At 60.1% G+C, this 13,503-nt stretch carries 11 protein-coding genes; 6 read left to right on the top strand and 5 right to left on the bottom strand.

Annotated features, from left to right (window positions below):
- Positions 1-129: 129 nt before the first annotated feature.
- A complete protein-coding gene (locus tag C4J87_RS10500) occupies positions 130-1,020 on the bottom strand; it encodes a bestrophin family protein (protein WP_124362462.1) in 891 nt (296 codons plus the stop codon).
- Positions 1,021-1,282: 262 nt separating this feature from the next.
- Between C4J87_RS10500 and C4J87_RS10505 the strand changes: the two genes are divergently transcribed.
- Both C4J87_RS10505 and C4J87_RS10510 read left to right on the top strand, forming a co-directional pair.
- On the top strand, positions 1,283-2,134 hold the full coding sequence (locus tag C4J87_RS10505; protein ID WP_177412812.1) for a hypothetical protein: 852 nt from the start codon (positions 1,283-1,285) through the stop codon (positions 2,132-2,134).
- Positions 2,135-2,136: 2 nt separating this feature from the next.
- On the top strand, positions 2,137-3,162 hold the full coding sequence (locus tag C4J87_RS10510) for a GGDEF domain-containing protein (RefSeq protein ID WP_124366711.1): 1,026 nt from the start codon (positions 2,137-2,139) through the stop codon (positions 3,160-3,162).
- Positions 3,163-3,179: 17 nt separating this feature from the next.
- On the opposite strand, the gene C4J87_RS10515 is transcribed toward C4J87_RS10510, so the two are convergent.
- The gene (locus C4J87_RS10515) at positions 3,180-3,479 is read right to left on the bottom strand and encodes a helix-turn-helix transcriptional regulator (protein ID WP_124366712.1); all 300 of its coding nucleotides are present in this window, start codon (positions 3,477-3,479) and stop codon (positions 3,180-3,182) included.
- Positions 3,480-3,569: 90 nt separating this feature from the next.
- Here C4J87_RS10515 and C4J87_RS10520 point away from each other — a divergent pair, with 90 nt between their 5' ends.
- Together C4J87_RS10520 and C4J87_RS10525 are read left to right on the top strand one after the other, a co-directional pair.
- Positions 3,570-4,661, top strand: coding sequence for an NADH:flavin oxidoreductase/NADH oxidase (locus C4J87_RS10520; protein WP_124366713.1), 1,092 nt, complete (start codon positions 3,570-3,572; stop codon positions 4,659-4,661).
- Between the two features lie 273 nt (positions 4,662-4,934).
- Complete coding sequence (locus C4J87_RS10525; protein ID WP_124366714.1) at positions 4,935-7,061, top strand: TonB-dependent siderophore receptor; 2,127 nt, start codon at positions 4,935-4,937, stop codon at positions 7,059-7,061.
- Between the two features lie 686 nt (positions 7,062-7,747).
- On the opposite strand, the gene C4J87_RS10530 is transcribed toward C4J87_RS10525, so the two are convergent.
- Positions 7,748-8,788, bottom strand: coding sequence for a hypothetical protein (locus C4J87_RS10530; RefSeq protein WP_124366715.1), 1,041 nt, complete (start codon positions 8,786-8,788; stop codon positions 7,748-7,750).
- 85 nt (positions 8,789-8,873) lie between these two features.
- Here C4J87_RS10530 and C4J87_RS10535 point away from each other — a divergent pair, with 85 nt between their 5' ends.
- The gene (locus C4J87_RS10535) at positions 8,874-9,434 is read left to right on the top strand and encodes a hypothetical protein (RefSeq protein WP_124366716.1); all 561 of its coding nucleotides are present in this window, start codon (positions 8,874-8,876) and stop codon (positions 9,432-9,434) included.
- A gap of 33 nt (positions 9,435-9,467) precedes the next feature.
- Here the strand turns inward: C4J87_RS10535 and C4J87_RS10540 are convergent, their stop codons facing one another.
- Together C4J87_RS10540 and C4J87_RS10545 are read right to left on the bottom strand one after the other, a co-directional pair.
- Complete coding sequence (locus tag C4J87_RS10540) at positions 9,468-10,190, bottom strand: FadR/GntR family transcriptional regulator (protein WP_124362468.1); 723 nt, start codon at positions 10,188-10,190, stop codon at positions 9,468-9,470.
- A 48-nt stretch (positions 10,191-10,238) separates the two neighbouring features.
- Entirely contained in the window at positions 10,239-11,975 is a 1,737-nt protein-coding gene (locus C4J87_RS10545; protein WP_124362469.1) for an IlvD/Edd family dehydratase, read from the bottom strand.
- 193 nt (positions 11,976-12,168) lie between these two features.
- Here C4J87_RS10545 and C4J87_RS10550 point away from each other — a divergent pair, with 193 nt between their 5' ends.
- Positions 12,169-13,491 carry an MFS transporter gene (locus C4J87_RS10550; protein ID WP_124362470.1) on the top strand — a complete coding sequence of 441 codons (1,323 nt, stop codon included), beginning with the start codon at positions 12,169-12,171 and terminating at the stop codon, positions 13,489-13,491.
- The last annotated feature ends 12 nt before the right edge of the window (positions 13,492-13,503 follow it).

Here is a 13,503-nt window from a genome sequence, read left to right on the forward strand (position 1 = left end):
CGGGTATTTATAGTTTTGGCAAGGGAGAAAACGGTCGTGCTGTGAGTCGCATGCGTTTTATGAGGACATGGTCATGCTTACCCTCGGTATATCGACCGAGGGCGGCGGCACTTGAGGGGAGGGGGGCAATCAGCCGATCTGGTCACCGGCCAGGGCGTCACGGCGCATCGACTGCAGGTTCTTCTCGATGGTTTCGCAGATCGCTTCCATTTGAATCTGATGTTCACTGGAGCGAAACGGGCTTTGCAGGTCGGTACCGATGCGTTCGATGGCCAGCAGCATGAAACCCACCACCGTGGACGCCAGCGGGGTGAACCAGCCGAGGGATTCCACCAGGCCCACGGGCACGATCAGGCAGAACAGCGAGATGAACAGACGTGGAAAATACACGTAAGGGTAGGGCAGCGGCGTGTTGGCGATCCGCTCCATGCCGCCCTGGGCATTGGACAGGTCCACCAGCGTCGACTCCAGCCGCGCCAGGCGGATGCTGTCCAGGTGACCGGCCTTGTATTCCCGGGCCAGCAAGGCGGCTGAGCCTGTGAGAATGTCGTTGGCGAAGTTGTTGGTGGCGCCATTGCGGGCGAATTCCGCGTCAGGGATGAACGCGCGCACTTCCTCCGGGCAGGGCTCGCCCTTGAGGTGCGCGGCCAGGCAATTCACATAGGCCACATGACGACGCAACAGCGTGGATTTGATCGGGTTCACTTCGCTGTCGGGATCGTCCAGCAGGGTCAGTACCTGGCGGGCGAAGCTGCGCGAGTTGTTGACCATCGAGCCCCATAAGGTGCGCGCTTCCCACCAGCGGTTGTAGGCGCTGCTGTTACGGAAACTGATCAACACCACCAGTGCCGAACCCAGCAAGGTCAGGGGCATCAGCGGCAGGTTGATCTTGGAGTTGAGGAACAGCATGAAATCCACCGTGACGGCGATATCCCACAGCAACAGCCAGAACAGGGCCCAGCCCACATAGCCCATGGTCTTGATGATCAGGCGGTATTTCTTGAGAAGGGCAGCTTTCAAACGAGAACCTCGCGGCGTGCGGTTGGCAACAGTGCCAGGTTACGACGCCGTAGACGGGTGAAGGTTCGCCTGACGGGACCCGGTTCGGGAAATCTGGAACAACTTTGGTACTGATGTCGTCTGGCGCGGCAATCGCTGTACATTGCGCCGAGGCAAAAAGCCATTAACCGCAGGGTTTACCACGTGATTTGTTTTGGGGCCGGGCTGCAGGGATTTCGTAGCTGAGATCAGTGGAATCAAGTTGGATGATCAGGGCTCTTTCATGCATGTCAGTTCGTTGAAGTCGGCTATGTGTAATACCGCGCAAGCGCTCGAACGTCATAGGGATTTTGAATCGTGCTTGAGAGCGCATTACCACGTGCTGCTCGTGCCCTATTCCAGACGACCGTTTTTCTATAAGAGTGCACTTAAATACAGCCGTTTGATGGTGTCGTTTGCGTTATTGAGCGAGTACTTCGCCACACCGCTGCCGTTGTTGTCCGAAGTAAAAAACCTGTGCGTCACGCGCAGGTATTGTTCGAAAAACAGCCTGGAATCGATCTTTCTGTTGTTTCGTGCGCTGGGCTTCATGGAGGTTGCGCCGCACCCCGAAGACAGTCGCTTCAGGGTGTACGCGCCCTCGGACGAAGCCTGCCGTGAAGCGCGCCTGATGTTGACCTCCCTCACGGAGTCGTTGGCGCGGCTGTATCCCGAGAGGGCGATTTTTCAACAATTGCGTGAGTTGGATGACCGCGGTTTCCTGGCCCTTTACTTCAAGGGGTTTGCCATCATTCTCGACGCCGACCTCACGGTCGATGTATTGCTGCCCGAGTGTTACTGGCTGGTGAAAAGAGACGCCGGGCACCTGTTGATGCTGGCCATTTATAACGATGCCTTTGCGCCGGAAAATGACCGGGCAACGTTCAGGTCATCTTCGTATCTGGCATTGGCCAAGCAACTTTCGGTGTCCAAGACCCACATTATTCGAATGGTGCAGGAGGGCGTGGAAAAAGGCTATTTCAAAGCGCACTCCAAGACCCGGCTGGAAGTTTTGCCGCCCTTTGTCAGCCTGGTAAAGCGGTTCATGGCCTTTTCATTTGCGGTTGGCCTGCATGCTATTGAAATGGGAGCGTAGGGATGCCTGCTCACTTGAAGTTAAGGCCCAGGATGCGCCGGTTGCTGTCGCCTGCGGTAACGCAAGCCGAATGGATAGGCATCATCGCCTGGATTGGTATCGGCTTGATCCAGGCCATGCTGTTCGACCCGTATGTGTTGAGCGTCACCCTCGGCCTGTTAGTTGTGTGCCGTGTTCATTCGCTGACGACGAACTTCCTGTTGTGGCGGTCGCTGGGGGTGATCTATATCGTGCTGTTGTCGGTGGGGTTTGCCTACATCATTCACTTGAATCCGCCATTGCGTATCTACGGCTTGCCCCTGGCCGTCACCCTGGTGGTCGGCAGCGCGATCCTGTTTATCAGTGTCCAGGATTATCTGGTCGGCGCCTTGTCGGTCTGGCTTATCCTGTGGTCGCCGATGCAGGCCGAACTCTATGCCGCAACCCAAAGTTACCTGCTGATATTTTGCGCGTCGTCGGTGTCGATTGGTTTCATCCTGAGTTACTCATACTTGAAGAACCTGCGTTCGGTGTTGCTGGTGGAGAGTGAGTTTCGCGCCTTGGCCGAGACCGATTACCTGACCTCTATCCTCAACCGGCGCGCGTTCATGCAAAGCTTCGAAAAGTTGCTCGACAGCGGCCAGGGCGGCTACTTCATCATGTTGGATATCGACAGTTTCAAGGCCAAGAACGACCTGTACGGCCACGACGTCGGCGATAAGATCTTGCGCGCCATGGCGCTCTGCCTGAAAAATGCCAAGGGCAGCCACAGCTTTGGACGAATCGGTGGGGAAGAGTTCGGCGTGTTGTTGCAGGGCGATGACCCGGCGCTGGCCGGCGAGTTTGTGCTGGATTTGTTGCAGGCGATCCGCTGCAGCGTCGCCCCGCCTCACAACTACACGTGCAGTGCCGGCATGGCGCGCTTTTCGGCAGGTGACGAATTGTCGACGGTGCTCAAGTTAGCCGACAAAAACCTGTATGGCGCCAAGCGCAACGGCAAAGACTGTGTGCATCTGGATGGCGCGCCGCTGCGGCCGGTCACGGCCTGAAGCCCAGGGGCCGGTGTTCAGCGCTGGGCAAGCACACTCGCCAGCAAGCCGGGGAAGCGGCCTTCGAGCTCTTCGCGACGCAATGAGTTCATGTGGGTGGTGCCGACATTGCGGGTGTTCACCAGGCCCGCATCGCGTAACACCCTGAAGTGGTGGGACATGCTCGATTTGGGGCGCCCGCCGTCCAGTTCGCCACAACTGGCTTCGGGCACGCCGGCCAGGCAGCGCACGATGTCCAGGCGCACGGGGTCGCTGAGGGCGTAGAGCACGCGCTCAAGTGTCAGCTCTTGCGGGGTAGGGTGTTTGAAGGCTCGCATGGCGCGGATCATAACAGCGGGGTAGCGTTGAATACCATAGTTCGATTACCATCGAACTATCGAATCACGCACGCTTATCCGGAGTATCTGATGTCCGCTTTGTTCGAACCGTTCAAACTCAAAGACGTTATCTTGCGCAATCGCATTGCCATCCCGCCGATGTGCCAATACATGGCCGACGACGGCATGGTCAATGACTGGCACCACGTGCACCTGGCCGGCATGGCCCGTGGCGGTGCCGGCCTGCTGGTGGTCGAGGCCACTGCCGTCGCGCCGGAAGGGCGTATCACCCCAGGCTGCGCCGGTATCTGGAGCGATGCCCATGCCGAGGCGTTCGTGCCGATGGTCAAGGCGATCAAGGCTGCAGGTTCCGTACCCGGTATCCAGATTGCCCACGCCGGCCGCAAAGCCAGCGCCAACCGTCCATGGGAAGGCGACGACCACATCCCGGCCTCCGATGCCCGCAGCTGGGAAACCATCGCCCCGTCGGCTATTGCATTCGGCGCGAACCTGCCCAACGTACCGCGTGCCATGACCCTGGAGGACATCGCCCGCGTCCAGCAAGACTTCGTCGACGCCGCCCGCCGCGCCCGTGACGCCGGTTTTGAATGGATCGAGCTGCACTTCGCCCATGGCTACCTGGGCCAGAGCTTTTTCTCCGAACACTCCAACCAGCGTACCGACGCCTACGGTGGCAGCTTCGACAACCGCAGCCGCTTCCTCCTGGAAACCCTGGCCGCCGTGCGTGAAGTCTGGCCGGAAAACCTGCCGCTCACCGCTCGCTTCGGCGTGATCGAGTACGACGGCCGTGATGAGCAGACCCTCACCGAGTCCATCGAACTGGCCCGCCGATTCAAGGCCGGTGGCCTGGACCTGCTCAGCGTCAGCGTTGGGTTCACCATTCCCGACACCAACATCCCATGGGGCCCGGCGTTCATGGGGCCGATTGCCGAACGTGTGCGCCGTGAAGCCGGTATTCCGGTGACCTCGGCGTGGGGCTTTGGTACACCGCAACTGGCCGAAGGCGCGCTGCAGGCCGGGCATCTTGACCTGGTCTCCGTGGGCCGCGCGCACTTGGCCGATCCGCATTGGGCGTACTTTGCGGCCAAGGAACTGGGCGTGGACAAGTCGTCCTGGACCTTGCCGGCGCCTTACGCGCATTGGTTGGAACGTTATCGCTGAGCTAGCGACTCGGTAAAATTGTGGGAGGGGGCTTGCTCCCGATAGCGGTGGGTCAGTACCAGATTGTCTGGTTGATCCACCGCTATCGGGGGCAAGCCCCCTCCCACATTTGGTTTATGGACATCAGGAATACCGAGTCACTGGATACAAAAGCCATACGCGAAAATAACAAATGAGAACGGATGTCAAACGCGAATGCGTTGATATATGATGCGCGGCGAATTCTTGGCAGGTTTTCCGCCCCATCTGGCTCATTCACTAGGTTCAACATCCATGCGTCGTACCCTGATTTCCATCTGTGTGCTTCAGGCGTTTTCCTCTTTTACCTGGGCAGAAGAGGTTCCCGCTGAAAAAGCCGGTATCGAGCTGCAAGCAACCAATGTGACCGCCACGGCGGATTTTGAGTCAGCCCAGGGCCCGGTGCAGGGCTATCACGCCACGCGATCAGCCAGTGCGACGCGCACCGACACCTCGATTCATGAAACCCCGCAGTCCATCAGCGTGGTGTCCAGGGATGTGGTCGAAGACATCGGTGCAACGCGCCTGCAGGATGCCCTTGACTATGCCGGTGGGGTCGGGCGCGCCAACAACTTCGGTGGCCAGGGCCTGACCACCTTCACCGTGCGCGGCTTTACCACCGGTGAGTTCTACCGCAACGGTTTCCCGATCAATCGCGGTTACCCGAACATGCCGGATGCCAATACCATCGAGCGTCTCGAGGTGTTGCGCGGCCCGGCGACTATGCTCTACGGCCGTGGCGACCCCGGTGGCACGTTCAACGTGGTGTCCAAGCAGCCGCTGGCCGAACGCAGCGTCACCCTGGGCAGCCAAGTCAATGACCAAGGCATGAAGCGCGGCACCCTGGATGCCTCCGGCCCGCTGGACGAAGCAGGCCGCCTGGCCTATCGCCTGAACGTGGTGGGCGAGGGCGGCGACACTTTTCGCGATCACGTCGAGACCGAACGCTACGGCGTGACACCGGTGCTCACCTGGCAGGCCAGCGATGACACCAAGGTGATCTTCGAAGGCGACTTCATGCGCAACAATGCCCCCTTGGACCGTGGCCTGACGCGCTACCCGAATCAGCGAGGCACGCCGTCGCGCGAGACGTTCTGGGGCGACAAGGACGTAGGCAAGCTGCACAACGACAACAACATGGCGCAGTTGCGTTTCGAGCATGCGCTCAATGACAACTGGACGTTGGGTGGCGGTTTCCAATGGTTGGACGGGACGTTGAAGGGCAACGCGATCGAGGCAAACGGCCTGGGCGCCGATGGCCGTACCCTGGAACGCAACTTCAACTACCGCAAGCTGGAGTGGACCGACAAGGACTATCAGCTCAACCTGACCGGGCATTTCTCCACCGCTGGTTTCGAGCACACCCTGCTCACCGGCATCGAGTACGAAGACTACGACTATAAGTCGATCATCCAGCGCTCCAGCGCCACTGCGGGCACTTACCCGATCGATATCTTCAACCCGGTCTACGGCCAGGCGCGCCCGCCGCTGACGCGCACGCCCACCCATGACAAGGAAAACCTCAAGACCTACGCGGCCTTCGTGCAGGACCAGGTGGCCCTGACCGAGCGCTTGAAAGTCCTGGCCGGTGCACGTTTCGAACGGTTTGAACATGACTATGAAAGTTACGTGCCTCGCGTGAACCCCTTCCAGAGCGTAGAAAACGCCGTCACCCCACGTGTGGGTGTGATCTACGACCTCACCGATACCGTCGCGGTGTATGCCGACGCCGCACGTTCGTTCAAGCCGAACACCGGTGCGGCACGCGAAGGCGGTGGCTTCGCGCCGGAAAAGGGCAAGTCCTATGAGATGGGGATCAAGTGGGAAGCCCTGGACCGCCAACTGAGCGTCGACGCTTCGATCTATCAGATCGACAAGAAAAACGTACTGACGACCGACCCGGTGATCAACACGTTTAGCGTCGCCGCAGGTGAAGTGCGCAGCCGAGGCTTTGACCTCAACGTCGCGGGCAACCTCACGCCTGAGTGGCGCATGATCGGCGGCTATGCCTACGTGGATGCCGAAGTCACCAAGGACAACAGCATCCGCTCCGGCACGCGCTTGTTGAACATCCCGCGCAACAGCTTCAGCCTGCTCAACGTCTATGAGTTCCAGGACGGCGCCCTCAAGGGCCTGGGCCTCGGTGTGGGCGGCAAATACGTCGACCAGCGCGCCGGGCAGACCGCCAATACCGCCTTCTCGATGGACGCCTACACCGTGGTCGACCTGCTGGGCTATTACAAGGTCAACGAACAGGTACGCCTGAACCTGGACGTGAAAAACCTGTTCAACCGCGAGTATGAAGAAGGTGCGTTCGGCAACGTATATGCCTACCCAGGCGCACCGCGCACGGTGCAGGTCGGCATCGCCTACACCCTCTAACGGCCTACACAGTTTCAATGTGGGAGGGGGCTTGCCCCCGATGACCATAGGTATCTACACAACTTTGTAGCAGCCAACAGTAACCACGATGCGAAGCGAGTCGCTCTTGATCTTGCTTTTGATCTAGGCGCCCCGTTAAACCACGCTGGCCGGAATCCGATAGTGATTTGGGGGGTAAACCGGCAGGGATGCCGGTTTAGCCGCCCCGCGCCATGGATGGCGCGTGGCGGCGGCCCCCAAATCACTGTCGGATTACGGGCACACCGAGCCTAAGCGAGGTGCCGAGTGGTGGGGCAAGAGCGTTTTGCTTACTTTTGCGCTTTTCAAAAGTGAGACGCCGTAAGGGCGGAACCCTAAGCCGCCGTTACCGCAGCAACGGATATGTACTCGCCCTGATCCAGCATCCTGGTCGGCTGTCAGGCCGCCATCGGGAGCAAGTCGAATCGTCGCACCGCCCCTCCCACATTTGGATCGCGCGGCATCAGTCAGATAGCTATAGGCCGCCAGGTCGCCACGGGAGCAAGCTCCCTCGCCACAGGTTCAGGGCTACGCCAAAGTTGTGTAGATATCTATGCCCCGATGACGGTAGACCGGCCGATGACGCTGTGACTGATCCACCGCGCCCATCCGGGCTTGGCATACACCAAGCCCTTGGCGCTAAGTTTCACAAGGCGTCGTCAGATCCTTCAATTCTGCCAGCACTGCGCATACCGCTCACACACGCCATAACGCTTATCCAATTCGGCCATGTGTGCCCAGTTGTCGGCCATTGCTTCTTTCTCCAGCAATCCATTCAACTGCCGGTAGTACTGCAGCATCGCGCCGTTGACGGCCAATGCCTGAGTGAGGTCGGTTGCCGGGGTATCGGGCACCAGCGTTTTCAGCGTAGGTGTATCCAGTCGGGAGAGGCGCGCACGGTACTCAACCTTGTATCGCTCGAGCGCCTCGGCCTTTACGCCGTAGGCTTGAGCCAGGTAATTGGCGATGTTCTGGCGATACTGGGTCCAATAGGCATCCGGCAAATCAAGGTTCATCTCTCCCTTGCGCTTGTTGACCACCAGCTCAATGGCCTCGGCCCGCGCGCTGTCGTTGACGGCAACGGTTTGGGGTTTCATTTCCGCGATGATGCTCGGCGAGATAATCTGCTCGACCAGGGCATCACGTTCCGGGGTGGCCGGAAGACCTTTGGGGGGCACGGGAAACAGCGCGTTAGCACCTGCGCAGCCAGGTAATCCTTTATTGATCAGCGGGACCGGTGAGCGCACTACTTGGCCTTTTACCGAGTGCAGGCGTTTAAGCATGGTCACGCACTGGCTGCCGGCGCGATTGAACGTCACTTCGTATTCCGCACCGCGTTGCGGCGTGAGGGTGAACGCCATGCCACACACTGAGCCTGTACCTTGGGTATTCAAGTGCAGGAGCAGCTCTTTATCCGGGGGCAGCCGGATTTCCAGGTAAGGCGTTTTTTCGGAGGCCGGCGGCATCGACATGTCGGCCCGCCTACGGGTGTTGGCCAGGAACAGGTTGTTGAGGATGCCGGTGGTTTGCCCATCACAATGCTGCGCATCCATCACGCTCAGCGTGGCACTGCTCGTGTCGCTGATAAACCGTAGCTTGGCAGCATCCGGCTCGGTGGCATCCGGGTAAGTGCCCGACACACTGCAGCCGCCGAGCATCACGGCGAAAAGCGTCGCGCCGAGCATGCGGCCGGCAAAAAAATTACTCATGGAAGGGGTCGTCCTTAACGCCGAGGGTGATAAATGTCGCATCATACTGGCAAACTTGATTTTTTTTCGATGGAACGAGGATTGAATGCACACGATAAATAAGTTGTTTGTGATCGGGATCTCGGCGTTGGCGAGCGCCTGTTCGACATTGCCACCCGAAATGGCGCTGGATTCCACAGTCTATTCTGCCGACAACGCCGGTCTTGTCGTCGGGGCGTTGATCCAGGGCGGGCCTTATGGCACCTGGATGAACTTTCGCAACGTGGACACCGGCAAGGATTATGGCTGGGGTCCTAAGGATTACTACTCGGCATGGTTGCCTGCGGGCACTTATGAAGTCAGCGACCTTGGCTCGCGTCGCGGCGTGATGGGGCCCTATTCAAAACCCCTGCGCTTTACCGTGACCACTGGTCAAATCAATTACGTGGGCGAAATGACCTACGGTTGCCCGCTCGCTGCGCGCCCGGCTGCGATCTATGGCGTGAAAAACTGCGGATTTCTTGCGCTGGCGACCTGCACGGTGGATTACCCCAGCATTGGCATATGCGTTGTAGACCGCCAGGAACAGTCGCTAAGAACCTTCGTCAAGCAACACCCGCAATTTTCCCAACTTCCGGTCAAGTCAGCCGTAATGTCGACGCGATGAAGGTGCGATTGCCGGACTGAGCGTCGACACGGCTTATAGCGGCGTCAACACATTCATCACCGTGTCCAGCGCCACCCGCGTGTCATCCAACTGCACCAACGATGCATGCCGTGCACCCAGCGCGTCGCGGTTTTTGATCGCGGTGAGGATCGCCTTGTGCCGGGGCAGGCTCAGGCCCTGGATATCCGGGCGGCGGTTGGTGATGTTGATCGACTCGCGCAACGGCAGCGACAGCATGTTGCACATATAGGCGAGCAGGTCGTTGCGGGTGGCGTCGGCAATGGCGCGGTGAAAGTCCAGGTCGGCCTGCAACAGGTCTTCGTGGGTTTTCGCGGTTTCCATGCCCACATAGGCTTTTTCGATGGTGGCGATGTCTTCATCGGTGGCGGTGGTCGCGGCCATGGCGGCAATTTCCGGTTCGAGGATGCGCCGCACCCCGGCCAGGGTGTTGAAAAACTCGCTGTGGGGCGTGGACTGCATCAACCAGGACAGCACGTCCGGGTCGAGCAGATGCCACTTCAAGCGCGGCCGCACCACGGCGCCCACCCGAGGCTTGGAATACACCAGGCCCTTGGCGCTGAGCACCCGCGTCGCCTCGCGTAACACCGAACGGCTGACCTTGTATTCCTCGCACAGCGTGGCTTCCATGGGCAGTCTTTCTTCCGGCTTGAAGCGCCCGGAAACGATGTGCATGCCCAAGTCCTGAACGATCTGGGCATGCATGCTCTTGCGCGGCTTGGGCGGCTGGTGATCCATAACGACGGGCAGGCTCTGGCTTAAATTCGCCGCATCATAGCATCCCAATTAGTGGGAATGCCGTGGTACTTCGGCGCCACGGCAGCCCACCAGGAAGTCGAAGTCGCAACCCTGGTCGGCCTGCAGCACATGGTCGATGTACAGCTGGCGATAGCCGCCGACGATGAGCTTCTCGGGCGGCGCCAAATCGGCCATGCGCGATGCCAATTCGGCGTCGGGGATGTCCAGGTGCAAGCGCCCGTTGGCGCAGTCGAGTTCGATCCAGTCACCTTCCTGCACGGCCGCCAACGGCCCGCCCGCTGCGGCTTCCGGCGCCACATGCAGCACCACCGTGCCATAGGCGGTACCGCTCATGCGCGCATCGGAAATCCGCACCATGTCGGTCACGCCCTGGGCCAGCAATTTGGCCGGCAGGCCCATGTTGCCGACTTCGGCCATGCCTGGGTAACCCTTGGGCCCGCAGTTTTTCATGACCAGGATCGAGTTGGCATCCACGTCCAGTTCCGGATCGTTGATGCGCGCCTTGTACATGTCGAAGTTCTCGAACACTACCGCGCGGCCGCGGTGCTGCATCAGCTCGGCGCTGGCGGCAGACGGCTTGAGCACTGCACCCAGCGGCGCCAGGTTACCGCGCAGCACGCAGATGCCGCCGTCGGCGCGGATCGGGTTGTCGAGGGTGCGGATCACTTCGTCCTGGCCGTAGATCGGTGAGTCCTTGGTGTTCTCGCCCAAGGTTTTGCCGTTGACGGTCAAGGCATTCGGATGCGGGATCAGGTTGGCTTCGCCCAGGCGGCGCAGTACGGCGGGCAGGCCGCCGGCATAGTAGAACTCTTCCATCAGGAAGCGCCCCGAGGGTTGCAGGTCGACGATGGTCGGCATGCCACGCCCGATACGGGTCCAGTCGTCCAGGTCCAGCTCGACGCCGATGCGCCCGGCGATGGCTTTCAAGTGGATCACCGCGTTGGTCGAACCGCCGATGGCCGCGTTCACCCGGATCGCGTTTTCGAAGGCTTCCTTGGTGAGGATCTTCGACAGCTTCAAGTCTTCGCGCACCATCTCCACTGCACGCATGCCCGACATGTGCGCCAGCACATAACGCCGTGCGTCCACTGCCGGAATCGCCGCGTTGTGGGGCAGGGAGGTGCCCAGCGCTTCGGCCATGCAGGCCATGGTCGACGCGGTGCCCATGGTGTTGCAGGTACCCGCCGAGCGCGACATGCCGCCTTCGGCTGCAAGGAAATCATCCAGGGTAATGGTGCCGGCCTTGACCTGTTCGCTGAGCTGCCACACCACCGTGCCCGAGCCGATGTCCTGGCCCTTGTGCTTGCCGTTGAGCATCGGCCCGCCAGTGACGACGATGGCTGGCACATCACAACTGGCGGCGCCCATCAGCAGGGCCGGGGTGGTTTTGTCGCAGCCGGTGAGCAGCACCACGCCATCGATCGGGTTGCCGCGAATCGCTTCTTCCACGTCCATGCTCGCCAGGTTGCGCGTCAGCATGGCGGTGGGGCGCAGGTTGGATTCGCCGTTGGAGAACACCGGGAATTCCACCGGGAAGCCACCGGCTTCGATCACACCGCGTTTGACGTGCTCGGCGATCTGGCGGAAATGCGCGTTGCACGGGGTCAGCTCCGACCAAGTGTTGCAGATGCCGATGATCGGCTTGCCATGGAACTGATGGTCGGCAATGCCCTGGTTCTTCATCCAGCTGCGGTACATGAAGCCGTTCTTGTCGGCAGTACCGAACCACTGGGCGGAGCGTAGGCCGGGCTTTTTATCAGACATGATCGATTCTCTTATTGTATGACTATATGTTCTGAGCGTGGTTAAACATAAGCGCAAAATCAAAGTTTTGGAAGAGTTGTTTTGCAAATAGTCCTACTATATAGTCTTTCTCAACTGAGGTATGACCCTGGCGGATTTTCGCGAGAGGCGTCCCCCGAGCTTCTATAAAAACAACAATCGGAGATCGACCCCCATGAGCCAGGAACTGCGGCTTATTCGGCGCATCACGCTGAAACTGATTCCCTTCCTGATCCTGCTGTACCTGATTGCCTACGTGGACCGTTCCGCCGTGGGCTTCGCCAAGCTGCATATGGGCGCCGACGTCGGCATCGGCGATGCGGCCTATGGCCTGGGCGCGGGGTTGTTCTTCATTGGCTACTTCCTGTTCGAGATTCCTAGCAACCTGATGCTCGACCGCTTCGGCGCGCGGCGCTGGTTCGCGCGCATCATGATCACCTGGGGCACCATCACCATCGGCATGGCCTTCGTACAAGGGCCGCACAGCTTCTATGTGATGCGCTTTCTGCTCGGCGCGGCCGAGGCCGGGTTCTTTCCGGGCGTGCTGTACTACATCACCCAATGGTTCCCGGTGCGCCATCGCGGCAAGATCCTCGGGCTGTTCATCCTCTCCCAACCGATCGCGATGATGATCACCGGGCCCGTGTCCGGCGGCTTGCTGGGCATGGACGGCACCCTGGGCCTGCACGGCTGGCAGTGGCTGTTCATCGTGATCGGCACCCCGGCGATCCTGCTCACCTGGCCGGTGCTGCGCTACCTGCCGGACGGCCCTAAACAAGTCAAGTGGATGAGCGAGGAAGAAAAGGCCTGGCTTACCGGTGAGCTCAATAAAGACCTGCAAGCCTACGGCCAGACCCGCCACGGCAACCCGCTGCATGCGCTCAAGGACAAGCGCGTGTTGCTGCTGGCGCTGTTCTACCTGCCGGTGACCTTGAGCATCTACGGCCTGGGTCTGTGGCTGCCGACCTTGATCAAGCAATTTGGCGGCAGTGACCTCACCACCGGCTTCATCTCCGCCGTGCCTTACATCTTCGGCATCATCGGCCTGCTGATCATCCCGCGCAGTTCCGACCGTTTGAATGACCGTTACGGCCACCTCGCCGTGCTCTACGTACTGGGCGCCATCGGCCTGTTCTTCAGCGCCTGGCTCAGTGTGCCGGTGCTGCAGATGGCAGCGCTGTGCCTGGCGGCGTTCGCGATGTTTTCCTGCACGGCGGTGTTCTGGACCTTGCCGGGCCGCTTCTTCGCCGGTGCCAGTGCGGCGGCCGGTATCGCGTTGATCAATTCGGTGGGCAACCTTGGCGGCTACATCGGCCCGTTCGTGATCGGTGCGCTCAAGGAATACACCGGCAACCTGGCCTCGGGTTTGTACTTTCTATCCGGTGTGATGCTGTTCGGGCTGGTGCTGACCCTGGTGGTCTACCGCCTGCTGGAACGCAAGCATGTGCTGCCCGCCGACCAATTCGCCGCCAGTGCCCGTGGCGCCACACGTACTTAATTCAGGAGAAAT

It is taken from the genome of Pseudomonas sp. R1-43-08 (genome assembly GCF_003852255.1).
In the GTDB taxonomy this organism is placed as follows: domain Bacteria; phylum Pseudomonadota; class Gammaproteobacteria; order Pseudomonadales; family Pseudomonadaceae; genus Aquipseudomonas.

Bases quoted from the DNA above. Each gene is read 5' to 3' on its own strand.
- C4J87_RS10545 (WP_124362469.1), bottom strand. From the start codon at position 11,975: ATGTCTGATAAAAAGCCCGGCCTACGCTCCGCCCAGTGGTTCGGTACT.
- C4J87_RS10535 (WP_124366716.1), top strand. From the start codon at position 8,874: ATGCACACGATAAATAAGTTGTTTGTGATCGGGATCTCGGCGTTGGCG.
- C4J87_RS10515 (WP_124366712.1), bottom strand. From the start codon at position 3,479: ATGCGAGCCTTCAAACACCCTACCCCGCAAGAGCTGACACTTGAGCGC.
- C4J87_RS10525 (WP_124366714.1), top strand. From the start codon at position 4,935: ATGCGTCGTACCCTGATTTCCATCTGTGTGCTTCAGGCGTTTTCCTCT.
- C4J87_RS10505 (WP_177412812.1), top strand. From the start codon at position 1,283: ATGCATGTCAGTTCGTTGAAGTCGGCTATGTGTAATACCGCGCAAGCG.
- C4J87_RS10520 (WP_124366713.1), top strand. From the start codon at position 3,570: ATGTCCGCTTTGTTCGAACCGTTCAAACTCAAAGACGTTATCTTGCGC.
- C4J87_RS10530 (WP_124366715.1), bottom strand. From the start codon at position 8,788: ATGAGTAATTTTTTTGCCGGCCGCATGCTCGGCGCGACGCTTTTCGCC.
- C4J87_RS10550 (WP_124362470.1), top strand. From the start codon at position 12,169: ATGAGCCAGGAACTGCGGCTTATTCGGCGCATCACGCTGAAACTGATT.
- C4J87_RS10540 (WP_124362468.1), bottom strand. From the start codon at position 10,190: ATGGATCACCAGCCGCCCAAGCCGCGCAAGAGCATGCATGCCCAGATC.
- C4J87_RS10510 (WP_124366711.1), top strand. From the start codon at position 2,137: ATGCCTGCTCACTTGAAGTTAAGGCCCAGGATGCGCCGGTTGCTGTCG.